29 protein-coding genes and 2 pseudogenes are annotated in these 20,381 nt (G+C 65.2%); 19 read left to right on the top strand and 12 right to left on the bottom strand.

The window, feature by feature from the left end:
- Nucleotides 1–238: 238 nt before the first annotated feature.
- From chrA to E3U25_RS24190, 7 genes and pseudogenes are all read right to left on the bottom strand, one after another.
- Entirely contained in the window at nt 239–1,603 is a 1,365-nt protein-coding gene (gene chrA, locus E3U25_RS24160; protein WP_072464431.1) for a chromate efflux transporter, read from the bottom strand.
- Nucleotides 1,600–2,445 (bottom strand): chromate resistance protein ChrB domain-containing protein, encoded by an 846-nt coding sequence (locus E3U25_RS24165; RefSeq protein WP_024844638.1) that lies wholly within the window; start codon nt 2,443–2,445, stop codon nt 1,600–1,602. Before E3U25_RS24165 ends, chrA begins: the two co-directional genes overlap by 4 nt.
- 210 nt (nt 2,446–2,655) lie before the next feature.
- Entirely contained in the window at nt 2,656–3,363 is a 708-nt protein-coding gene (gene arsH / locus E3U25_RS24170) for an arsenical resistance protein ArsH (protein ID WP_017998456.1), read from the bottom strand.
- Nucleotides 3,360–4,433, bottom strand: a complete 1,074-nt coding sequence (gene arsB, locus E3U25_RS24175) for an ACR3 family arsenite efflux transporter (RefSeq protein WP_116222835.1) — start codon at nt 4,431–4,433, stop codon at nt 3,360–3,362. Before arsB ends, arsH begins: the two co-directional genes overlap by 4 nt.
- A 12-nt stretch (nt 4,434–4,445) precedes the next feature.
- Nucleotides 4,446–4,871, bottom strand: a complete 426-nt coding sequence (gene arsC / locus E3U25_RS24180) for an arsenate reductase (glutaredoxin) (protein WP_166435598.1) — start codon at nt 4,869–4,871, stop codon at nt 4,446–4,448.
- Nucleotides 4,872–5,072: 201 nt separating this feature from the next.
- Nucleotides 5,073–5,408 (bottom strand): annotated as a pseudogene (locus E3U25_RS24185) (arsenate reductase ArsC); the annotation flags it as partial.
- A complete protein-coding gene (locus E3U25_RS24190) occupies nt 5,392–5,754 on the bottom strand; it encodes an ArsR/SmtB family transcription factor (protein ID WP_010400452.1) in 363 nt (120 codons plus the stop codon). The gene E3U25_RS24190 and the pseudogene E3U25_RS24185, both read right to left, overlap by 17 nt.
- A gap of 714 nt (nt 5,755–6,468) precedes the next feature.
- Between E3U25_RS24190 and E3U25_RS24195 the strand changes: the two genes are divergently transcribed.
- The 3 genes from E3U25_RS24195 to E3U25_RS24205 all read left to right on the top strand — a co-directional run bounded on the left by E3U25_RS24195 (nt 6,469) and on the right by E3U25_RS24205 (nt 7,829).
- Nucleotides 6,469–6,666, top strand: coding sequence for a hypothetical protein (locus E3U25_RS24195; RefSeq protein WP_010400443.1), 198 nt, complete (start codon nt 6,469–6,471; stop codon nt 6,664–6,666).
- 121 nt (nt 6,667–6,787) lie between these two features.
- A complete protein-coding gene (locus E3U25_RS24200; RefSeq protein ID WP_017998452.1) occupies nt 6,788–7,036 on the top strand; it encodes a hypothetical protein in 249 nt (82 codons plus the stop codon).
- Between the two features lie 433 nt (nt 7,037–7,469).
- Nucleotides 7,470–7,829, top strand: coding sequence for a hypothetical protein (locus tag E3U25_RS24205; RefSeq protein ID WP_010400439.1), 360 nt, complete (start codon nt 7,470–7,472; stop codon nt 7,827–7,829).
- Between the two features lie 70 nt (nt 7,830–7,899).
- Here E3U25_RS24205 and E3U25_RS24210 read toward each other — a convergent pair whose 3' ends face one another.
- Nucleotides 7,900–8,832, bottom strand: a complete 933-nt coding sequence (locus tag E3U25_RS24210) for an IS5-like element ISPko1 family transposase (RefSeq protein WP_072462952.1) — start codon at nt 8,830–8,832, stop codon at nt 7,900–7,902.
- 64 nt (nt 8,833–8,896) lie between these two features.
- Between E3U25_RS24210 and E3U25_RS24215 the strand changes: the two are divergent.
- Nucleotides 8,897–9,013, top strand: a pseudogene (locus E3U25_RS24215) (S1 domain-containing protein); the annotation flags it as partial.
- 54 nt (nt 9,014–9,067) lie between these two features.
- Entirely contained in the window at nt 9,068–9,268 is a 201-nt protein-coding gene (locus E3U25_RS24220) for a hypothetical protein (RefSeq protein ID WP_011749412.1), read from the top strand.
- 331 nt (nt 9,269–9,599) lie between these two features.
- Here the strand turns inward: E3U25_RS24220 and E3U25_RS24225 are convergent, their stop codons facing one another.
- Nucleotides 9,600–10,643: an IS5 family transposase gene (locus tag E3U25_RS24225; protein WP_116222471.1), complete on the bottom strand. Its 1,044-nt coding sequence runs from the start codon at nt 10,641–10,643 to the stop codon at nt 9,600–9,602.
- A 130-nt stretch (nt 10,644–10,773) separates the two neighbouring features.
- Here E3U25_RS24225 and E3U25_RS24230 point away from each other — a divergent pair, with 130 nt between their 5' ends.
- From E3U25_RS24230 to E3U25_RS24255, 6 genes are all read left to right on the top strand, one after another.
- Nucleotides 10,774–11,052 carry a plasmid pRiA4b ORF-3 family protein gene (locus tag E3U25_RS24230; protein ID WP_244295329.1) on the top strand — a complete coding sequence of 93 codons (279 nt, stop codon included), beginning with the start codon at nt 10,774–10,776 and terminating at the stop codon, nt 11,050–11,052.
- 75 nt (nt 11,053–11,127) lie between these two features.
- Nucleotides 11,128–11,484: a hypothetical protein gene (locus E3U25_RS24235; protein WP_017998434.1), complete on the top strand. Its 357-nt coding sequence runs from the start codon at nt 11,128–11,130 to the stop codon at nt 11,482–11,484.
- A gap of 35 nt (nt 11,485–11,519) precedes the next feature.
- A complete protein-coding gene (locus E3U25_RS24240) occupies nt 11,520–11,873 on the top strand; it encodes a DUF2200 domain-containing protein (protein ID WP_017998433.1) in 354 nt (117 codons plus the stop codon).
- A gap of 241 nt (nt 11,874–12,114) precedes the next feature.
- The gene (locus tag E3U25_RS24245) at nt 12,115–12,531 is read left to right on the top strand and encodes a hypothetical protein (RefSeq protein ID WP_017998432.1); all 417 of its coding nucleotides are present in this window, start codon (nt 12,115–12,117) and stop codon (nt 12,529–12,531) included.
- 482 nt (nt 12,532–13,013) lie between these two features.
- Nucleotides 13,014–13,691 carry a DNA methyltransferase gene (locus E3U25_RS24250; protein ID WP_028714416.1) on the top strand — a complete coding sequence of 226 codons (678 nt, stop codon included), beginning with the start codon at nt 13,014–13,016 and terminating at the stop codon, nt 13,689–13,691.
- A 70-nt stretch (nt 13,692–13,761) separates the two neighbouring features.
- Complete coding sequence (locus tag E3U25_RS24255; RefSeq protein ID WP_028714417.1) at nt 13,762–14,064, top strand: hypothetical protein; 303 nt, start codon at nt 13,762–13,764, stop codon at nt 14,062–14,064.
- A 303-nt stretch (nt 14,065–14,367) separates the two neighbouring features.
- On the opposite strand, the gene E3U25_RS24260 is transcribed toward E3U25_RS24255, so the two are convergent.
- Nucleotides 14,368–14,793 carry a VOC family protein gene (locus E3U25_RS24260; RefSeq protein ID WP_028714418.1) on the bottom strand — a complete coding sequence of 142 codons (426 nt, stop codon included), beginning with the start codon at nt 14,791–14,793 and terminating at the stop codon, nt 14,368–14,370.
- Between the two features lie 121 nt (nt 14,794–14,914).
- Nucleotides 14,915–15,124: a hypothetical protein gene (locus E3U25_RS24265; RefSeq protein ID WP_166435566.1), complete on the bottom strand. Its 210-nt coding sequence runs from the start codon at nt 15,122–15,124 to the stop codon at nt 14,915–14,917.
- A 580-nt stretch (nt 15,125–15,704) separates the two neighbouring features.
- Between E3U25_RS24265 and E3U25_RS24270 the strand changes: the two genes are divergently transcribed.
- The 4 genes from E3U25_RS24270 to E3U25_RS24285 all read left to right on the top strand — a co-directional run bounded on the left by E3U25_RS24270 (nt 15,705) and on the right by E3U25_RS24285 (nt 17,527).
- Entirely contained in the window at nt 15,705–16,115 is a 411-nt protein-coding gene (locus E3U25_RS24270) for a single-stranded DNA-binding protein (RefSeq protein WP_017998428.1), read from the top strand.
- 550 nt (nt 16,116–16,665) lie between these two features.
- Nucleotides 16,666–16,869 carry a hypothetical protein gene (locus E3U25_RS24275; protein WP_017998427.1) on the top strand — a complete coding sequence of 68 codons (204 nt, stop codon included), beginning with the start codon at nt 16,666–16,668 and terminating at the stop codon, nt 16,867–16,869.
- 99 nt (nt 16,870–16,968) lie between these two features.
- On the top strand, nt 16,969–17,181 hold the full coding sequence (locus E3U25_RS24280; protein ID WP_017998426.1) for a hypothetical protein: 213 nt from the start codon (nt 16,969–16,971) through the stop codon (nt 17,179–17,181).
- 79 nt (nt 17,182–17,260) lie between these two features.
- Nucleotides 17,261–17,527 carry a hypothetical protein gene (locus tag E3U25_RS24285; RefSeq protein WP_028714421.1) on the top strand — a complete coding sequence of 89 codons (267 nt, stop codon included), beginning with the start codon at nt 17,261–17,263 and terminating at the stop codon, nt 17,525–17,527.
- A 110-nt stretch (nt 17,528–17,637) separates the two neighbouring features.
- On the opposite strand, the gene E3U25_RS24290 is transcribed toward E3U25_RS24285, so the two are convergent.
- Entirely contained in the window at nt 17,638–17,928 is a 291-nt protein-coding gene (locus tag E3U25_RS24290) for a helix-turn-helix domain-containing protein (RefSeq protein ID WP_244295255.1), read from the bottom strand.
- 204 nt (nt 17,929–18,132) lie between these two features.
- On the opposite strand from E3U25_RS24290, the gene E3U25_RS24295 reads away from it, so the two are divergent.
- The 4 genes from E3U25_RS24295 to E3U25_RS24310 all read left to right on the top strand — a co-directional run bounded on the left by E3U25_RS24295 (nt 18,133) and on the right by E3U25_RS24310 (nt 20,298).
- Complete coding sequence (locus E3U25_RS24295) at nt 18,133–18,393, top strand: DNA -binding domain-containing protein (protein ID WP_024845688.1); 261 nt, start codon at nt 18,133–18,135, stop codon at nt 18,391–18,393.
- 130 nt (nt 18,394–18,523) lie between these two features.
- Entirely contained in the window at nt 18,524–18,826 is a 303-nt protein-coding gene (locus E3U25_RS24300) for a transcriptional regulator domain-containing protein (RefSeq protein ID WP_072462957.1), read from the top strand.
- A complete protein-coding gene (locus E3U25_RS24305) occupies nt 18,744–19,295 on the top strand; it encodes a DUF2285 domain-containing protein (protein WP_244295257.1) in 552 nt (183 codons plus the stop codon). Before E3U25_RS24300 ends, E3U25_RS24305 begins: the two co-directional genes overlap by 83 nt.
- A gap of 103 nt (nt 19,296–19,398) precedes the next feature.
- On the top strand, nt 19,399–20,298 hold the full coding sequence (locus E3U25_RS24310; RefSeq protein WP_072462949.1) for a DMT family transporter: 900 nt from the start codon (nt 19,399–19,401) through the stop codon (nt 20,296–20,298).
- The last annotated feature ends 83 nt before the right edge of the window (nt 20,299–20,381 follow it).

Consider the following 20,381-nt stretch of genomic DNA (forward strand, 5'->3'; position numbering starts at 1 on the left):
AAGTGATCGGCCCCGGATGTTCCGTTCACTATTCCCAGGTGTGGTCAACCGGCTGTACTCGCCACCGAGCTGCAAGGTGAGCGTCACGTTGCCCGTTACCATGCCGCCCGACCATCCCCATGTGATGCGGGCCAGGGCAGGCACCACCATCAACTGATCGTGGGCGACCCGCATCCGCCCTGGCATCGCGGATAGCCGGGTTTCTTCGGGGTTCGGGCAGCGGCCTCGCCATCCGCCGTCAGATCGCCCCGGCCAGGTGCAGGCCGAGGCCCGCCAGTGCCGCACCACCAAGCACGAGGCCGATGCCGAGCTTCAGACGGAACACCGCGAGGATCGCCAGCGCCGAAAGGGCCATCGCCCACCCATCCAGTGTTTCCAGCACCGGAATGCTGGTCGAGACCGGCCCCCAATTGAAAGGCTCGACTTCGCGCCAGGCCACATGGATCGCGAACCATATCGCGAGATTGAGGATCACCCCCACGACCGCCGCGGTGACCGAAGCCAGCGCCGCCGCGAGCGCCCGGTTTTCCCGCAGCCCTTCCATGAACGGTGCCCCGAGCAGAATCCACGCGAAGCAGGGCGCGAAGGTCACCCATGTCGTCAGGATGCCCCCGAGCGTTGCCGCCAGCAGCGGCATGGCCCATCCGGCCTCGCGCATTGCCCCCATGAAACCAACGAATTGCAGCACCTTGATCAGCGGCCCCGGCATGGTTTCGGCCATGCCGAGACCGTCGAGCATCTCACCCGGCTGCAGCCAGCCATAGCTGCCGACCGCCTCCTGCGCGACCCAGGCCAGCACGGCATAGGCCCCGCCGAAGGTCAGCACCGCGAGTTTCGAGAAATAGAGCGCGATGTCGGTGAAGACGCTGCCCGGTACCAGGGCGACCAGCAGCGCCACCGGCAACAGCCAGAGCGCGACCGCCACCCATCCCGCGCGAAAGGCGTTTCTGCGCGCCGAGGGCGGAAGGTCAAGTTCTTCGCCAAGGATTGTGTCGGCGTCGCTGACATATGCGCCACCTGTCGAGCCATGTCCGCCGCCGCCCCGGAAGGCCGCAATCCCGGCCTTTGCCCCGATCCAGCCGATGGCCGCCGCCAGCGCCACGATCACCGGGAAGGGTGCATCGAACAGGAAGATGGCCAGGAAGGACGCGGCGGCCAGGCCGAGCATGACATTGTTCTTCAGCGCGCGTTCGCCGATGCGGAACACCGCTTGCAGCACGATCGCCAGCACCGCGGCCTTCAGCCCGAAGAACAGCGCGGTCACAACCGGCACATCGCCATAGAGCGCGTAGACCCAGCTCAGCACCATCATGGCGATGAAACCCGGCAGGATGAACAGCATCCCCGCGATCAGCGCGCCGCGCACGCCGTGCATCAGCCAGCCGATATAGGTCGCCATCTGCTGCGCCTCGGGACCGGGCAACAGCATGCAGAAGTTCAGGGCATGGAGGAATCGCGCATCCCCGAGCCATTTCCGCTCATCGACCAGTATCCGGTGCATCACCGCGATCTGGCCGGCCGGCCCGCCGAAACTCAGCGCGGCGATCCTGGCCCAGACCCCGGTGGCCTGGCCCAGCGTGGGAAATCCATCACGCCGCTTCATGTCGCGCCCCGGCCCGTACCCCTGGCGTTGGCGGGCCAGTTGTGGATCTCGTCCGTGGCATCGCGCGCCCAACGGTAGAAAGCGTCATAGAGCTGCAATCCGGCATCGAGTTGTTCCAGATCGTCGGAATACATCCGCGACAGGCCCAGGGACGCCGCAAGCAAACCTGCCGCTTCGGGGGCGAGGTCCAGGCGGGCGGTATCCGCGCCGCGCACGATCAAAGCCAGCCGGTCGAGCGCCGGGATGCTCAACCGGGTTTCCTTCAGCAGCGCGTCGAAGGTGCAGTCCTCGCCGCGATGGCTCCAGAACACGCCTTCGACATCGAAGGGCATGGCGCCGAACCGCTCGGCCACTGCGGGCACCTCGGCCGGGGCGACGAACAGAAACACCGCCCGTGGATCGATGAAGCGCCGGATCAGCCAGGGGCAGGCGATGCGATCGATCTTGGGCCGCGCCCGTGTGACCCACAGGCTGCGGCCCTGCGGATCATGGCCGGTGATCCTTGTGGTCGTGACGAGTGGCAGGCCGGCGGCGAGCCATGCCGCCATGCCTCCCTCCAGATACTCGGCTGCGACCCCTTCATGGCGCAGCCAGGCGGCGACGCCCTGACTGCGCCCGTGTCCCTCGGCGCATAGGACCACCACCGGACGATCCAGGCTGCGGGCCAGTTCCGAAAGCGCCGCAGGGGTGATTTCATCCTCAGCCAGCCATCGGGCGGAGGGGATGAGACGGGGTTCGGCGTCTCTCGCATCCGCCCGGCGCACGTCGACGACGACGGGGCATCGTGCGGTGCCGATCAGCTTGGCGAGCTTGTCGCAGGTTATGGCGTCAGGCGCAGGCATCTGCGTTCCCTCCATTGAGTGAGTTGTCGGAATGGAACGCGAACTTCGGCTGGCGCCTCGTGGGGCGTCGCAAGACCCCATGCCGGAAAATTCCGACGGCGACGATGGAATGTCAAGACGGTTGCCCGGTTCAGACCCGGTTCGGTCGCCCTTTACGGCGCGATCCGGGTGCATCTCGCGATCGCTCCCCGATATCGCGCTTCTCCAGCCTCATGTCGCGGCCTTGAGGTTCAGCCGTTCCTCAAGCTTTGCGGCCGTCTCCTTGCGCTCGCTGTAGCGGTCGGTCAGGAAGGCCGACAGGTCGCGGGTCAGCAGGGTGAACTTCACCAGTTCCTCCATCACGTCGACGATGCGGTCGTAATAGCTCGACGGCCGCATCCGCCCGGCCTCGTCGAACTCCTGATACGCCCTGGCGACCGAGGACTGGTTCGGGATCGTCAGCATCCGCATCCAGCGGCCCAGCACCCGCATCTGGTTCACCGCGTTGAAGCTTTGCGAGCCGCCCGAGACCTGCATCACCGCCAGCGTGCGGCCCTGCGTTGGCCGGATCGCGCCCATCGACAGCGGGATCCAGTCGATCTGCGCCTTCATCACCCCGGTCATCGCCCCATGGCGTTCCGGGCTGGTCCAGACCTGGCCTTCGGACCACAGGCACAGATCGCGCAGCTCCTGCACCTTCGGATGCGACGGGTCGGCATCCTCGGGCAGCGGCAGGCCGTTGGCGTGGAACACCCGCGTCTCGCAACCGAAATGCCGCAGCAGGCGCTCGGCCTCCAGCGTGGCGAAGCGGCTGTAGGAGCGTTCGCGCAGCGAGCCGTAGAGCAGCAGGATGCGCGGCGGATGGGTTGCTCGCGGCAGGTCGGGAATCGCGGGCGCGCGCAGGCAGTCGGGCGACAGGTTCGGCAGGTCGGGGATCATGCGCGGGCCTCTTGCGGGGTTGCTTCGGGGAACCAGCGGCGGCCCAGCCACAGGGCGGCGTTGACCAGAAGGATCAGCACCGGCACCTCGACCAGCGGGCCGATGACCGCGGCGAAGGCCACGGGCGAGGCCAGCCCATAGGCGGCGATGGCGACGGCGATGGCCAGCTCGAAGTTATTGCCGGCGGCGGTGAAGGCGATGGCGGTGCTGCGCGGATAATCCCTGGCGATCAGCCGGCCCATGGCAAAGCTGACCAGGAACTGGATGGCGAAATACAGCACCAGCGGCACGGCGATCCTGACGGTGTCGAGCGGTAGGCGCACGACATCGCCACCTTTCAGGCTGAACATCGCGACGATGGTGAACAGCAGCGCGGCCAGCGTGATCGGGCTGATCTTCGGCAGGAAGACGTTTTGATACCACTCCTCGCCCCTGCGCCGGATCAGCACACGCCGGGTCAGGAAGCCGGCGGCGAAGGGGATGCCCAGGTAGATCACCACCGCCTCGGTCACGGTGCGGAAGCCCACCTCGATCACGCTGCCCTGCAGCCCGAACAGGGGTGGCAGCACGGTCAGGAACAGCCAGGCGTAGGTCGAGAAGAACAGGATCTGGAAGATCGCGTTGAAGGCCACCAGCCCGGCGACATATTGCCCGTCGCCGCGCGCCAGCTGGTTCCAGACCAGCACCATGGCGATGCAGCGCGCCAGGCCGATCAGGATCAGCCCGGTCATGTATTCGGGGCTGTCGCGCAGGAAGATCACCGCTAAGGCGAACATCAGCACCGGCCCGATCAGCCAGTTCTGCACCAGCGACAGCACCAGCACGCGCCTGTCGGCAAAGACCTGGGGCAGTTCCTCGTAACGCACCTTGGCCAGCGGCGGATACATCATCAGGATGAGCCCGATGGCGATGGGGATGTTGGTCGAGCCGACCGCCATGGCGTTCAGCGCATCCGGCAGGCCGGTGAACAGCGTGCCCAGCAGGATGCCGAGCGCCATGGCCGCGAAGATCCAGAGCGTCAGGTAGCGGTCGAGAAAGGAAAGCCGGCGGGCCGGGCTGTCGGGGGGCATCATCTGTTCCTTTCAGGCCGGGCGAATGCGGTTGCCTTGGGCATCCACGACTTGCTCGCCATCCTCCTTGCTGAAGGCGGCGCGCTGCGGCGGCAGCAGGTCCAGCACCTGCTCCGAGGGCCGGCAGAGCCGCACGCCCCTGGGGCTGACCACGATGGGCCGGTTGATCAGCACCGGATGCGCCAGCATCGCCTCGATCAGCGCGGCGTCGGTCAGCGCCGGGTCGTCCAGGCCAAGCTCGGCATAAGGCGTACCCTGCTGGCGCAGCAGATCGCGCGGCGCGATGCCCATGCGGGCGATAAGCTGCTCCAACATCGCGCGCGAGGGCGGCGTCTTGAGGTATTCCACCACATGCGGCTCGATCCCGGCATTGCGGATCAGCGCCAGCACGTTGCGCGAAGTGCCGCAGTCCGGGTTGTGATAGATCACGACGTCCATGCTGTCTCCTGCCTCGCTTGTGCCTTCGGAGCATCCGATCTCGTGCAGCCTGGAGACGAGGCTGGCGCGGTCCAGGGTGCCGATCGGCAGGGCGGCAAAGGCCTGGATGCGCGCCTTCATGTAGCGCAGCGTCTCGATGAAGGCCATGTCGCGCTGCAACTCGCTGCCGGTCGCGGCTGCCGGGTCTGGAAGGCCCCAATGCGCTGTCATCGGCTGGCCCGGCCAATAGGGACAGGCCTCGCCCGCCGCGTCGTCGCAAACGGTGAAGACGAAATTCATCACCGGCGCGTCGGGCCCGGCGAATTCGTCCCAGGTTTTCGAGCGCAGCCCTTCGGTCGGGTAATGGTAGTTCTGCAGGATCTTCAGGGTCCGCGGATGCACCTCTCCCTTCGGCTGGCTGCCGGCCGAGAAGGCGCGGAACCGCGCGCCGCCCTCCTTGCGCAGCACGCTTTCGGCGATGAGCGAGCGGGCGGAGTTGCCGGTGCAGAGAAACAGCACGTTGAAGACACGAGGCGAGGCGTCAGCCATGCAGGGCATCCTTGCTGGGTTCACAGGAACAGGACAGCGCGGCCGCGACCGGCGCGCAGATCTCGGGGTGGCCGTCGCAGCAATCGCGCATCAGGAATGCGATCAGTCCGGCCAATGTCGCAAAGACGGCGCTGTAGATGATGAAGCGCCCCTCGCGCCGGGACCGGATCAGCCCGGCATGTTCGAGATGGGTCAGGTGAAACGACAGCCGCGAGGTGCTGGCACCCCCCAGGGCCTCGCCGATGGCCCCGGCCGCCATGCCCTCCGGCCCGGCCTTGACCAGCAGCCGGACGATGCGCAGCCGGGTCTCCTGCGACAGCGCCGCGAAGCCGGCAAGGGCGCGTTGCTCTTCCATCGAATCAACCACTCAAGATATGTTGAGACAATGAAGGTGAGACCTGATGTTGTCAAGCCAGCAGGTGCGTCTCGACGACGGCTGCTCGGGGAATCCGCGGAAGGTCAACCTTGAAGCGGACGCAGTTCAGCATCTGTAAAGTCTCGTTACCCATGTCCTGGACGCGCGGAGGAAATAGCTGACGTGACATCATCGTATCTCGAGGGCGCGGACCCCGACGGTCGGTAACGACGCTGGCGGCGCTTTAGGTGCCACCAGACCGGCGCAACATTCTTTCCAGCCATATGACCAGCTTGCACGATAGTTTCGATCCGGAGGGCGCAATTCCACCCCTTCGACCCCATGTCTTGTTCATCCGAGCGGGATCTCCGGGCGGTGCCATGGAGGACCCCATTGTGGGCACCGGCCCAAAGAACGACACTCTGGACCCGAGGGACACCCGTCAGGGCCAGCAGGGCGAGCTGCCGGAAGCCCCGCAGCAGGGCGACAACGATCCGAAAGACGACCCCATGCGGAAGCCTGCTGACCACAGATGACGGCCGGCTGCCATTCGAAAGGCGAAGCGGGCGGAAACCTGCGGACCCCCGATCTTCCGGTAAATTGCCGCACCAAGGCGTGGTCCAAATCTGCGCTGGTATGCGGCATTCAAAAGCTGGAAGGTGAAGCGGCGGATCCAGGTCCGCCGTTTTCGCTCGTCCAGATAGCGAGGTTTCCATGACCAAACGTGTTGCCCTGACCGACGCGCTCACCGGAGCTACCGAAATCTTTGCTCAGCCGCCGTGGCATCTTGAGGGGATCCGCCATTTCCAGAATGGGGATCTGGTGAAGCTCGTCCATGACGACGGAACAACCCGGCTCATTCCGATCAGATCCTGCACGTCCGGGCTGTTCGAGCGGTTCCGGGACTGGTGACGCGACACGCGCCAGCCATGCTGACGGTCAAGCCGGCCGATACCGCTGCAAAACGGGTATCCGGTCTTCGTCCTTTGGGGCAACCAGCAATCGCCTGACACGAGTCGCCAGGCAGCAACCGATGGAAGGCAGGAAGGTGGCAATCGAAAGCCCGGATCAATACGAAGCCGCCATAGAGCACCTGCTGCAAATGCTCTTTCTGGCCACCGAGCGGCCCGGCCTGCTCATGACGACGGATCTGCGGGAACACCTCGCTCTCGCCGCCCAGAAGCGCGACAGGCACGGAGATTTCGGCGCAGCGCGATTGCTGATCGAATGGGCCGACCGGATCGACGCGGCAGCGGAAAGAACCGATCCCGCGCCTGAATAGGAATCGCAAAAGCCGACCGACGCAAAACTCGTCGTAACGGCCATCGACTGCGCTGACCTCATCCTGCCGTTGCAGAACCGCCTCGTCGTCACCGAGATTTCTTTCTCGGGCTTTCCGGAGGTTGGTCGATAGGCGCATGTCTCCTATGGCCTGCAGCCCCCTGACACCCCATATCAGCCGTGCCTGTTCGAATTTTTTCGTCCGGCAACAGGGAGACCCAGACCGTGGATTCCGCAGACATCGCCAGCACCCCCGAGAAACGACCCGAGCCGCAGCATGATGCAGGAGTGCGCCGGCGTCGGAAAAGGGACGGGAACGAGCGCGGCATGCCGGTTCGTGCTGCGAGCGGCATGGACGATCCGACGACCGATCAGGCGTGATCGATGGGCCGGCAGGCCCAAGAGGAGCGACCGCATAAAGGGAGGGGGCGAAAATGGTCTCATTGGTCGAGAACAGCGACAGAGATATCAAGGAACGGCTGAGCGATATCGAGCTCCGCTTGAGCGAGCTGGAACTGCAGGGCCTCCAGGGCGGGGTCTATTCCAACCCCGGCGGCAAGGAGCAGAGCCTGAGGGATGTCCTGGCCTGGCTGGAGCGGATGACCCCGGTGGTGCGCCGGCTCTACTGGGCGATCAAGGAGGCGGCTCCCCAATTCGATGGGCCGGACAGAAAGGCGCTCGACCAGGCCGTGGGCGCGCTCGATGCATGGCAATCCGCCCATTCGCGGCTACATGAGACGATAGCGGAAACGAACGCCCGGGAACTGGACGGCAAGGAACAGGGCGAAAGCTGAGGTTTGGAGTCTGCGGGGCTCTGTTGCACAAATCGGCTGATGGCCGGGGTTCCCCTTTCCCCGGACAGACTTATCCCACGGGCTCTGTGACAGGGATGCCGAGCGCGGTGTAGCCGTTCAGAACGGCGATACGGACCTGACGCTCCGCGACCTGTCGGTCGAAGTCCCGCGCCATGAGGCGCTGCCCCAGCAGTTTCACACAGTGCATCTTCGTTTCGACGCGGCTTCGGCGGTGGTATCCGCTCCATCGTCGCCAGAGAGCACGACCGAGGTATTTCGATGCCCGCAGCGCTTCGTTTCGTGCGACCGCGCCGGCGGTGACGGTCTTCCACGGCTTGGCATTCTTGCGAGGCGGAATGACAGCGCGGGCGCCGCGGTCAGCGATTGCATCGTGGCATTTGCGGGTGTCGTAGGCACCGTCGGCAGTGACGCTGCTGATCTGCTCGTACGCTGGGATCTGGTTGAGCAGGTCGGGTAAGACCGGTGCATCGCCGATATGGCTCCCTGTGACCTCGACTGCGCGAACCTCCAGTGTTTCCTCGTCGATCCCGAGATGGATCTTGCGCCAGACGCGCCGTTTGGGTCCACCATGCTTGCGGGCGTGCCACTCGCCTTCGCCCTCGACTTTGATACCCGTGCTGTCGATCAGCAGGTGCAGCGGCCCCTTGGAGCCGCGATACGGGATGTTCACGGCCAGGGTCTTCTGGCGGCGGGACAGGGTGCTGAAGTCGGGCACCGCCCAGTCGAGGCCGACCAGCCGCAGCAGGCTTTCGACGAAGCCTGTCGTCTGCCGAAGCGCCATGCCGAACAGCACCTTCATCGAAAGGCATGTCTGGATGGCGGCATCGCTGTAGGTCTGCTGGCGGCCACGCCTACCTGTCGGCGCGGCATCCCAGCTCATCTCGGGATCGAACCAGATCGTCAGCGAGCCGCGGCGCTTGAGCGCTTCATTGTAGGCTGGCCAGTTCCTGGTCCTGTAGGTCGGGGGTGTAGGTCTGCTCATGTATCCCAGCTACCACGCTGGATTCATGAGATGAATCCCACACGGGATTTGTGCAACAGAGCCCATCTCGGCCCTCGAGCGGGCCGGGCTTAACAGCGTTGCGGATGGTCAGGCCGTGACCTTCGAAATCGAGTCGGGCCGCGATGGTCGCGAATCGGCCAGCAGGCTGGCGCTCGCCTGATCCTGTCGAACAGCCTGGCCATCTGGCCGGGCTGAACCCCTTCGGGAGACCCGTATGTTGGCCAAGGCGAGAAACCTTTTCCGCGACCCTGCGCCCCTGACGGCGATGGATCGCACCACTTCCGAGGCGAAGCTCATCGTCGATGAACAGGCCCGCAAGAGGAGCGAGCTGACGGCATCCCTCAAGGCTGCACGGTTGGCGAAAGAGGCGGCAGACGCCGCCACCGGCGTGCCTGCGAAAAAACGCAAGAAATAGCGGATGCGCGGGGGCACCTGCTTTCTTCGCTGTAACGCCGACTCTCACTACGGCCGAAACGTTGCGCGAAGATGTCTCGATCCATTTCCCATGATTCCGATTGGACGGGATGCAGGGGATATTCATCTTTTTTTAGGCCAGCGCTAGGGTCAGGATTCATAACCAATAAATGGGCACCTCGATTTTTCACCGCTTCCCGCTGATCGAGGCCCGCCTCGCTGCCTGAAACCTGCCGAGAACGGCTTGTGAGGATGTTCGGGGGCGTGATCAGCCGCCGTTCTGCCCGGTCACGGCGTGCTTCGGCCCTCTCGGCCTGACGTCCACGCCCGGATCACGCCGGGCAGGGGTTCAGACTGCGCAGCTGGACGAGGCGACGCATGTTGTAGGCGAGGTTCTTCATCCCGATCTTGGCCTTCGCCCTCACCAAGCCGATGGTGCGCACCAGCGTGCCGCCCATGTCGTTGGTCTGCGCGCCGAAGACATGCTCGACCCGGGCGCGCACGGTGGATTTCGTCCGGTTGCTGGCCTTGCCTTGTTCGGTCAGTGGCTTGCCCCGCTTGCCCTTGCGGTGGACGTGGCTCTTCAGCCTGGATGCGCGGAGCCTCGCCTCCATCTCTGCGGACCGATACGCCGGATCAGCCCAGACCCCTGCGCCGGTGTTGCCCTTCATCAGCAGATGATCCACTGCCTGGCTGTCATGCAGGGCCGCATCGCTGACATGGTAACGCCGCACCAGCTTGTGCTGGCGGTCCACGTTGACATGGTTCTTGTAGCCGTAGTGGGATTTCCCGTGCTTCTTGGTCCAGCGGGCATCGACGTCCTTCTGCGATCGCTTGGCCGGCTTGTCGGACCAGCTCTCGGGCTCCTCGCCGGCCTTGATCGCTCGGTTTTCATCCCGCGTGTTGTGGTTCTTCGGCACCGGCACGATGGAGGCATCCAGGATCTGGCCGCCCCGCGCGATGTAGCCCTGCCGCGCCAGATAGCCGTCGAACTGCTGAAACAGCGCCTCGACCATGCCCGCCTGCGCCAGCCCCTCGCGATAGAGCCAGACGGTCTTGGCATCGGGTACGCGGTCCTCCAGTCCCAGACCAAGGAACCGCATGAAGGACAGCCGGTCGCGGACCTGATACTCGATCTGGTCGTCGGACAGGTTGTAGAGGGCGCCCAGAACCAGCGTCTTGAACATCACCACCGCGTCCATCGGCTTGCGCCCAGCCCGCGATTTGCGCGCCGCCTCAGGCTTGCGCCAGACACCTTCAAGCGTCGGCCTGAACTCCTCCCACGGCACGATGGCATCGATCTCGACCAGCGGGTCCCGCTTGGCATCCAGGCTTGCGTAGCGGTCTGAAAGATCAAAGAAACCCATCTGCGCCATTGTCACGCTCCAGCAGCCACATGCCCTCCGATGTCTATCCCGGCAGAAAGGTCAGGGCAATTTTTCGAGGCGCCCCTATGCCTATGATTTCGGAGACGGTTGGGCGCACCTGATCCGGATCGAGGATTGGCTGGCGCTCGACCCGGCGCCACGTCATGCCCTCTGCCTGGAGGGCGCGCGGGCAAGGCCGCCCGAGGACGTCGGCGGGCCGTGGGGCTACGAGGATTTCCTCGGGATCATCCGCGACCCGACGCACGATGACCATCGCTCCACGCTGCGATGGGCGGGCGGGCATTTCGATCCGGAATGGTTCGATCTCGACTTGATCAACAAGGATCTGCGCAATGCCTTTCGTGCGAACGCGCGGCGGCGGTTGCATCAGCCGAGGCCGAAGGCGCCGAAGGATTAGCAACGTCTCCCGTTGCGACCCTTCCCCGGCCTGCGCGAAGCTGACCATCCGCCCGACTCTTGCCACGACGCCCCCATGACCGAGATCGCACCGCACCCCCGGATCAAGTTGTCGAAGCTGCGCGATATCGGCTGGTCGCTCTGGGATCCCATCGGATTGCTGGACCCGGAAGGCCGGCCGGGCAGATGGGACGACGAAGCCAACCTGTCCTTTGCGGACGAATATGACGGCTATCTGATCTCGGCGGCCTCGCAACTGCGCCGGGGAACGTCCCCCGATGAGGTCGTCGTGTTTCTGGTCGAGATCGAGATCCGGCATATGGCGATGGGCGACAAGCAGAGCGCCCGGTCGAGGGCGGAAGCGGTCGTGGATGCGATCCTCGCCGACGAGACCATTTGGACATGGCCCGACGCGCAGGGGCGGTTCGGTTAGGGTATGATGCGCATCGCCAGAACCTGGGAGGCAACATGACCAGGCACAGGATCTTCACCACCAGCTTTGCCAGCGTATATCCGCATTACGTGGGCAAGGCGGAGAAGAAGGGCCGGACCGGGGCCGAGGTCGACGAGATCATCCTCTGGCTGACCGGCTACAGTCCGGAGGACCTGACGGCCCGGCTGGAAGACCGGACGGATTTCGAGAGTTTCTTCACCGAGGCCCCGCACATGAACCCGGCGCGCTTCCTGATCAAGGGCGTGGTCTGCGGCGTCCGGGTCGAGGAGATCGAGGATCCGCTCATGCGGGAGATCCGCTATCTGGACAAGCTGATCGACGAACTGGCCAAGGGAAAGCCGATGGAGAAGATCCTGCGGAGGGGGTGAGGGGTCCGAGCCTCCACGACAAGCACGCGAGTTGGCGGCTTGTCGCTGATCGGTGACCGTCTTGGGCGCCTATCCGCATCATCTCCTTAGCCTTCCGCCTGTCGGCTTGACCCGTCGCAGGGTCTTGGGAATGCTGCTATCCGCAGCAACGGCGTAGTGAACCCTGGTCGCAGGCGCGAGCGCATTATCTTCTGGCCGCCTGTCGTGCACGATTCCCGATCCCCTTGGTCCGGAGGCTTCCATGACGCTGATCCTGCTGGCCGTCATGCTCACCGCGCTCACCTGCGTCATCGCCTGGTATCTGGCCATCTATGCACTGCCGGTGATGGTCGCGGTCGAGACATTCCGTCTCATTCATGCGACGGAGGCCGGATTCCTGCTCTCGGCCTTGGTCGCAGCCACCGTAGCGTTGCTGTCGGTGGGGCTGGTGCTCGCGGTGCTGTTCAAGGCGAGGAATCCGATTCTCTGCCTGCTGGCGCGGGCCGTGTTCGTGATCCCGGCGATGATCGCCGGCTATGCCGTCGTGCATGGTGTCACCCACGATGCCATCGAATCCGCCATCGCGCTGAAACTGCTCTGCGGCACCGCCGGGCTGATCACCGGCATTGCTGCGCTGATGAACCTGAACGGCTTCGGAGAACTGGCGCCGCAGGTCTGATACCGACGGCCACGAAGCGTTCACCGGATCTGCGTCGAACGACAGCGCCTCCTCGCAGCCCCGTTCAGCCGACACCGGCTATGTCACTTTGATCCGATGTGATCCGCGCGCCGGGCGCGGATCGTGTTTGCGCAGAAGCCGGGCAGGGGGTTCGACCGGGCCTTGCCCGGCTCACCCCCGGCCCGACGGCTTTCCTGTCTCAAGGATTTGTCCGCCACGCATCCGCCTGTCTGGCCGTCAAAGGGCAGGCGCCGCCCGAGGGCGTCGTCGGGGCGCAGGGCCGTGTCCTCGCCTGCGGCTGCGGGCCGCCCCACCCCCTGCGCCCCGACCCAGGACCGCCAGCCATGCGGCCGCGGGTCGGGCTGCGCCCTCGCCGCTCTGCCTCCGGGGAAACATGCGTTTCCCGAAGTCAGACCGGCGAGGCGCGGCCCATCGGCGGATCAGGGCAAGGGCCCTCCGCCCCAACCCGAAAGGACAGAGACATGACCGGCAAGACCAGCACCCCCCGTAACCTCGTCATCAACGCCGATTGCATCGAGGCGATGCAGGCTTTTGACAGCGGAACGGTGGATTTCATCCTGACCGATCCGCCCTATGTGACCCGGTTCCGCGACCGGCAGGGCCGCACCGTCGCCAATGACGACAACGCCCGCTGGCTGCGCCCGGCCTTCGCCCAGATGCACCGGGTCCTGAAGGACGGCGGTTTCTGCGTCAGCTTCTACGGCTGGAACAAGGTGGATTTGTTTGTCGAGGCCTGGAAGGCGGCGGGCTTCCGCATCGTCGGGCATCTGGTGTTTCGCAAGCGTTATGCTTCATCCGCGCGGTTCCTGCGCTACGAGCACGAGCAGGCTTATCTGCTGGCGAAGGGCGATCCGGTTCTGCCGGCCCATCCGGTGCCCGATGTGCTGGACTTCCCCTATACCGGCAACAGGCTGCATCCGACCCAAAAACCGGTGGCGGCGCTGCGCAAGCTGATCGGCGCGTTCACCCAGCCGGGCGATCTGGTTCTGGACCCGTTCAGCGGCAGCGGTTCCACGCTGGCGGCGGCGCATCTGCTGGGCCGCGACTGGATCGGGATCGAGCTGGACGTGGCGCATTACCAAACCACCAACCGGCGGATGGCGGCCTTGCAAGAGCGGGACCGGAAGGCGGCGGCATAGGCTGGCGACCCAAGGTGCCCGTCATCGGGGCGGGCGCCACACCCCACAGCTTCACGGAAAGGATTTTGATATGCGCTGGATTGTGACGAAGGACCATCACGGCGGTTGCATCGGACTGGGCGAGGATGCCGACGGCGTTCCCGCACGCGGCAAACCCGAAGAAGGCGATGCCCTGCCGGTGGAGTTCCGGCTTTATACCGCGCGCGGCAAGCTGCTGTTCGAAGGCCGTTGCGGCGACATCGCCGCCGACTGGTGGCACGGCATGGAGCCGCTGCTTTACGCCTGGGCCACGTTCCGCTGCCGCCGTCTGACCTGGCGCCCGGCAGGGACGGGTGAATCTTGGCGCCCGCTGCGGCCATGGATTCGACACTAGCCCAAAGCATCACGGCCGCCGGTCCATCGGATCGGCGGCCGTCGCGCGTCCGATCCCTGCCGCACGCCCCCAAAAAAATCGCGCTCGCCGGGCATGGCCCGGCTCGCAAGACAAGGCGAAGATATCGGCAGACGCGCCAATGGCTGATGCGAACGGCGCGAATGGCGCGGCGTGATCCGGACGGGCGGAGACCACCCCTATCGGAGCCCGGCCGGATCACGCCGGGGGCGGGGAGAGGCGATGCTGCGAGGAGTCCCGGGAGCCACTGGCCCCAGTGAGGGGTCAGCGGCTTCCGGGGGTTACTCAATCGCCTGTCGGAAGCAGGTCCGGGTTCCAGACGATTTCCCACAGATGTCCGTCGGGGTCGCGGAAATAGCCGGCATAGCCGCCGTAGAACGTGTCCTGCGGAGGTTTAACGATCTCTGCCCCTGCCTGTTCGGCAGCGTCCATGATTTGATCGACCTCTTCCCGCCGCATGACATTGTGGCCGATGGTGAAGGCGGTCGGACTGACCGGCCGCATCGGCAATCCGGTATCGTGGGAGATGTCGGCCTGTGCCCAGAGCGCAAGTTTCAGCCCGCCGGAAAGATCGAAGAACGCCACCGCGCCATGCTCGAATTCCTGGCCGACGATGCCTTTCGTGGGCAGCCCAAGCCCGTCGCGGTAGAAGGAAAGCGATCGTTCGAGATCGGCGACGCCGAGTGTCAGAACGGAAATCCTGGGTTTCATGTCACGCCCTTTCTATCGGCGCCTGCACCGCGCAGGGCCTTGATAGTCTTGGGCCGTCGCCAGCAACGGAAGGACCCGCAGGGCGCGGGGGCCGGGCCAACCTTCCCGAGCCTAACCTGTTTCAGACCAGCAAATGATAGGCCGGGTGCCGCAGGCGGTCAACGGTGCCGGTGTCCCGCCTTGCGTCCGCGATCTGCTGCGCCCGTGGAAACACCAGACGGTTGACACCACCAAGCCCTCGACCTCCAGCGCAAAGGGGAATGTCATCGCTGATGAACCGGCCCGCGTCGTTGTTTTCGGCCGGCAACACCCGGCTGCGGAAATCCTGCATCGCCGCCGACCCCGCTGCCATATCGATCCTTGCCCTCCGCATCCTGCCATTGCGTGCCGTGAATGCCCGCCGCGATGCGACCCGCTTCCTGCCAGCCCCGCAGTATCGCCGGACGGTCCAACCCAGCACCGATGAGGTGGCAGTCATGCCATCTCGCGCCCCCGACCCGACAGCCCGATCCTTCCCGTCCCGAACGACCCGGCCTTCCGAATAGCGCGGGCGCGAGGCTGACCAGCAAACCGAAGCGAAGCGGCACCGCCGCGGGAGGTGCGGATTCCGGGGGCTTTGCCGACAGGACGGCACCGGCGAGAACGCCGCCGTTCTGCGATATGTCCCCGTCATGCCCCCGGACGCACCAATCCCTCCGCCTGTCCGAACCCCTAACTCCGTGCGGTTTTCACCGGCAACCCCCAAGGCTCCGGACCGTGTTGCCGCGCAGGGCGCGGCTGCCCGCACCACTCCGAAGCCTTGCGGGCAAGCTGCCGCCCGAAGGGGGCGGCAGTTGCAGGTGCCTCCCGACGGACTTTGCCGGGTCTCGTCGGAGGGAATGGTCCCTCCTGTGAAGCAACGGAGACCTACAATGCAGAACATCGTCATCCTCGCCGGCACCATCCGCCAGGCCCCCGAGACCCGCACCACCCGCACCGGCACCGACGTTACCCGCTTCAAGCTGGTCACCTCGCGCCCGCGCTATTCGGAAGGCCGGGTCGTGCGCGACGAGAAGGGCTATCGGGTCGAGGACGCGGAATGGCACCGCATCGTCGCCTTCAACGGCCTGGGCCGGACCATCCGGCAATATTGCGAATCCGGCACGAAGGTGCTGGTGCGCGGCCGCATCCACTACACGAAATGGCAGGATGCGGACGGCAACGACCGCTACGGCTGCGAGATCGTCGCCGAGACGGTGGATTTCCTGAGCCGGGCGCCGCAGGCCGGGACCGACGACGAGGACGAAGGCCGGTTCATCGACGAAGACGACATTCCCTCCTGAACGGGAGGCCCAAGAGCCCGGCGGTTCCAGCCGCCGGGTTTTTCCATGTTTGCGGCGGATCGCGCCTTTGCCACGCCGGCAAGAGAAGGCTTCCCGACCGGATCGACCGGCCGGGAAGCCTCCGGCGGAGCCTGCTGCCTTCCCCCGACCCCATCCTTCTCCGCTGAAGAAGAAACAGGGGCTTGGGCAAAAAGGGGCTGGGGAGCGAGGCTGCTCCACAGCGCTACCGATGAGCTTTGCGTGATCGTCGGCGCGTGGTCGCGAAGGGCGTATTTAGCTTCGGAGCGGAAGGGAACGGGTGTCCACCGGCGAACGGGGTGGACACCCGTGGGCGTTTCGGCGGCTGCGGAAGAAAGTTGAAATGCCGATAACTGACTGAAAATAATGGAGAAAACGCCACAATCGGCTTGCGTTAGCGCCTTGTTTTTGCTAGACTATTCGTAAGGCACCAACATGGTCGCCAGCCACCGGTGCCATGCTCCCCGCAATGCGGGGCCGGGGTGGTGGAAGGGGCCGGATGGATCGGTCCCGGAAACCGGAGACAAGCCCGATGCATACCGCGACATTCGAGATCAACATCCCCGGCAACCCCCTGGCGAGCCGCATCCATCTCGAGGACATCGAGATGGGCATGGACGCCGATACCGGGGTCAAGGCCCGCGCCAGCCGCGACAGCATGACCCTGACGGTCATTGTCCGCGCAACCGACGCCCCTGACACCGCCAACTGGCTTCAGAAGGCAGGCTTGATCTGACCCCACCGACGGAAGCGCACAGCCCCAGGCGGAAACGCCCGAGGGGTCGGGGCAGCAGAAGCGCCCGGATCGGACCGGGGCACAGATCGGAGAGCGACCATGAACCACCCGACCACCGTGACCGAACTGATGGCCGAAGCCGCCAACGCCCTGATCCGCCGCGACCCGCACCGGCTCGAGGAACTGGAGCGGATCACCCGAGGATGGATGCAGACCTCCGACGAGGAACTGGCCCAGATCATCCTCCTGCAGGCGATGACCGAAGCCGCCGACCTCCTCCTCGATACCCCGAGCGAGATCGAAAGCGCCTGATGCCGCCGGCGCCGACAATCTGGCCCCGCCGTCGCGGGGCTTGCGGCAGCAGGAAACCACCCCACCGGGAGAAACGGACATGACCACAGCCGAACTGACCGCCCGCCGCCTCGCCAATGCCGCGACCCTCGCCACCGCCTTTGCCGAGGGCCGATTCCGCAAGGTAACGGTGCAGGAAGCATGGGGCCTCGGATGGGACGCCGAGGCCGACGAGCCGGAGATTTTCACCAAAGGCGGGTTGCACGCGATCCTGAGCGCCGATCGTACCGAGATCCAGATGATGGCCGACGATGAAGGCGAATGCTGGACCATCCAGATCGCGAGCGGAGAGTTTTGCCCCGCTTGACCCTCCACCGGGACCAGAGATCCCGCCGAGGCAAATTGACTTGCGGGCTCATGCGTCCGGCTTGTGCGGCAGGCAGGTGCCCGCTGGAAACGCAGCGGCGTCGCTCCGGGCTACTTGTCTGGCTTTGGCGGCTCCGCAGATGGCAGCCGTTTGCCTTCCGCAGGCCGCTTAAGCAGGTCGGATGCTTCCATTTCCAGGACCGAGGCCAGGCGATCCACGACATCGATGCTGGCGCCGTAAACGCGGCGCTCCAGTGAGCTGATATAGGTTCGATCGATATCCGCCCGATGCGCGAGCTCTTCCTGCGACAAGCCTCTGGCTTGCCGCGCCGCCCGCAGATTGTGCGCGAATATCTCCCGAATCTTCATCACCAACAGATCGGTGACTTGATGAGCATTCAACCACGGAGTATTCTCTACAAATCGGATGCCGAGGTGTTTGCTCCGATGTGCAGGCATTCGGAGTTGCGCCCGGTGACTGTGCCTGATTAACGATGCGGAGCAGGATCCGTCGCGTGGAACACGGTTTGTTGTGGAACGTGGCCCGGCATGGAATAGTGCTGCTGCGGGAAAACATCGCGATCACCGCCCGGACGGGAGAGGGATGTGACGGAAAAAGACTATCTGGAGGATGTGCCGACCGGCCCGGAACTGACCGATTACGACCGCCGGCACCAGAAGCTCTATATGCGGCTGCACGATTCCGCTGACGACGGAGCGGACTGGCGCGAAGCCGTCCAGATCCTCTTCGGTCTCGATCCAGAGCGCGAGCCGGAACGGGCGCGCAGGATCTACGACAGCCATCTCGCCCGTGCGCGCTGGATGAAAAAAGACGGCTACAAGCTGCTGTTGCGCGACGGCCGCTGATCGCAAGTAGAAATCCGCCGATTTGCCTCTGCCGCACCCTTCCTTGCCCGGCAGGGGGTATTAGCGCAGACAAAAACTTCCAACCCTTGGCTGAACGCGCGAGAACTGGCTTCAACCTTGGGGTATGGATATGAAACCCGACCTGTCGAAGTGGCGATCCTCGCCGAGCTACGATTTCGTTGACGAAGTTGCAGCGCCCGATCTCGCCTGGGAATGGCTGCGGCGCAACGAGGACTATCAGCAGGACTATCGCGCCGTCGCGCGGCAAGAGGCAATGGATGCGCCGGGCATCCTTCGGTTCCGGAATCGCTGGGGGCTTACGTTTCCCGGTTCGGCCGGGACTGTCCTGCGTGGATACGCCGGTCTACTGGCTGCCGTCCTGCGAGACCGGCAGCCTGGTGCTGGATGCGCTACCCTCCGTTCTGCCTGCTGAGGGCAACCTGGTCGACCTTCTCGCGGTGAAGGATGTCAGGATAGCCGATGGCACATATTTCCGTTGCGACATCGGCGGCGGCCGGAGCCTGCATCTCTTGCGGCTGGCGGGCGTCGATGCGGATGCGCCGCTGGCCGTCGTCATTCCGCTCGACGCCGATGGGCTCGACCGGATCGAGGCCGCCACGCGCCTCCTCTGCTTTCTCATGCGGCGGAGCGTGCCGCCGGACCGGCGCTTGACCGAACGTCAGCGCCAACGGGCACGTCATATGCTGCAGGCCATCGACGGGCGCATGAGCGGGGCGAGCTATCGCGAGATTGCCGGCGCGATCTACGGTGCCGACCGGGTCAGCGCAGAGGCCTGGAAGACGTCCGCGCTGCGTGACGCGGTCATGGGCTTCGTCAGGGATGCCCGAGCCATGATCACGGGCGGTTATCGCCGCCTGCTGCGACGGCGACGGCGGAAGTAGCTGCCGGGGCTGTCGGGATGGTGGCCTTCCAATCCTTCGCGCAACGTCGCAAGGTCTGCCCCGGGCCAGATGCCCGCCTCAATTCCGCTTCCCGAGAACGATCATGACCAATACGCCGGATTTGCTACGACTGATCGCGACAGTCTTCGTCGCGGTGACCTGCGTGGTCATCGGGGATACGGCGGGCAAGCTGCTGACCAGCGGCGGCGTGGACCCTTTCATCGTGGCATGGTCGCGGTTCTTGCTGGCCGCGCTGATGCTGCTGCCCTTCAGCGGATTGACCCGGCAGGAACTGCCGGCCTTGCTGACCTGGCGCGTCCTGCTGAGGGCGGGGTTCATCGTCTGCGGGATATGCTGCATCCTGACGGCCCTGAAGACGGAACCGATCGCCAATGTCTTCGGAGCCTTCTTCGTCGGCCCGGTCGTGTCCTATGTCCTGGCGATCCTGTTCCTGGGTGAACGGCCATCGACGCAGAGAAGCCTCTTGCTGGCGATCGGCTTCGCCGGCGTGATGCTTGTCGTCAAGCCGGGTTTCGGCAGTTCCGTCGGCATGGCTTTCGCCCTGGCGGCGGGGACGTTCTACGGCGCCTATCTGGTCATGACCCGTACCCTGGCGGGAACATTCCGGCCGCGCTTCCTGCTGATCTCGCAACTGTTGATCGGCGCTGTCGTCTTGACGCCCTTCGGCCTGCAAGCCGATTTTCCCGCGCCGGACATGCTCCTGCTTGCGCTTCTTCTGGTCAGCGCCGTCGGCTCGGCCCTGGGCAACTTCCTGCTGGTCACGGCCAGCAGGAAGGCCGAGGCCAGCCTGATCGCGCCCCTGGTCTACAGCCAGTTGATTTCGGCCACGGCACTGGGGATCGTCGTCTTCGGCGATTGGCCCGATCTCGTATCACTGGCGGGGCTGGTGTTGATCGCGATCTCGGGGCTGGGCTCGCTGCTGGTTCACCAGCGTGCGGGTAGGGGGCGCCTATCGACCCCGCCTTGCCCGCGCACGCCGTGATGTCGCTGGACGTCTGGAACCGCCCGCATGGAACCTCGGTAATCCTGCGTCGTCGGAAGGACGCGCGGTCCCGCCGTCTTCCG

The sequence above is a fragment of the Paracoccus versutus genome, assembly GCF_029909795.1.
Taxonomy (GTDB): domain Bacteria; phylum Pseudomonadota; class Alphaproteobacteria; order Rhodobacterales; family Rhodobacteraceae; genus Paracoccus; species Paracoccus versutus.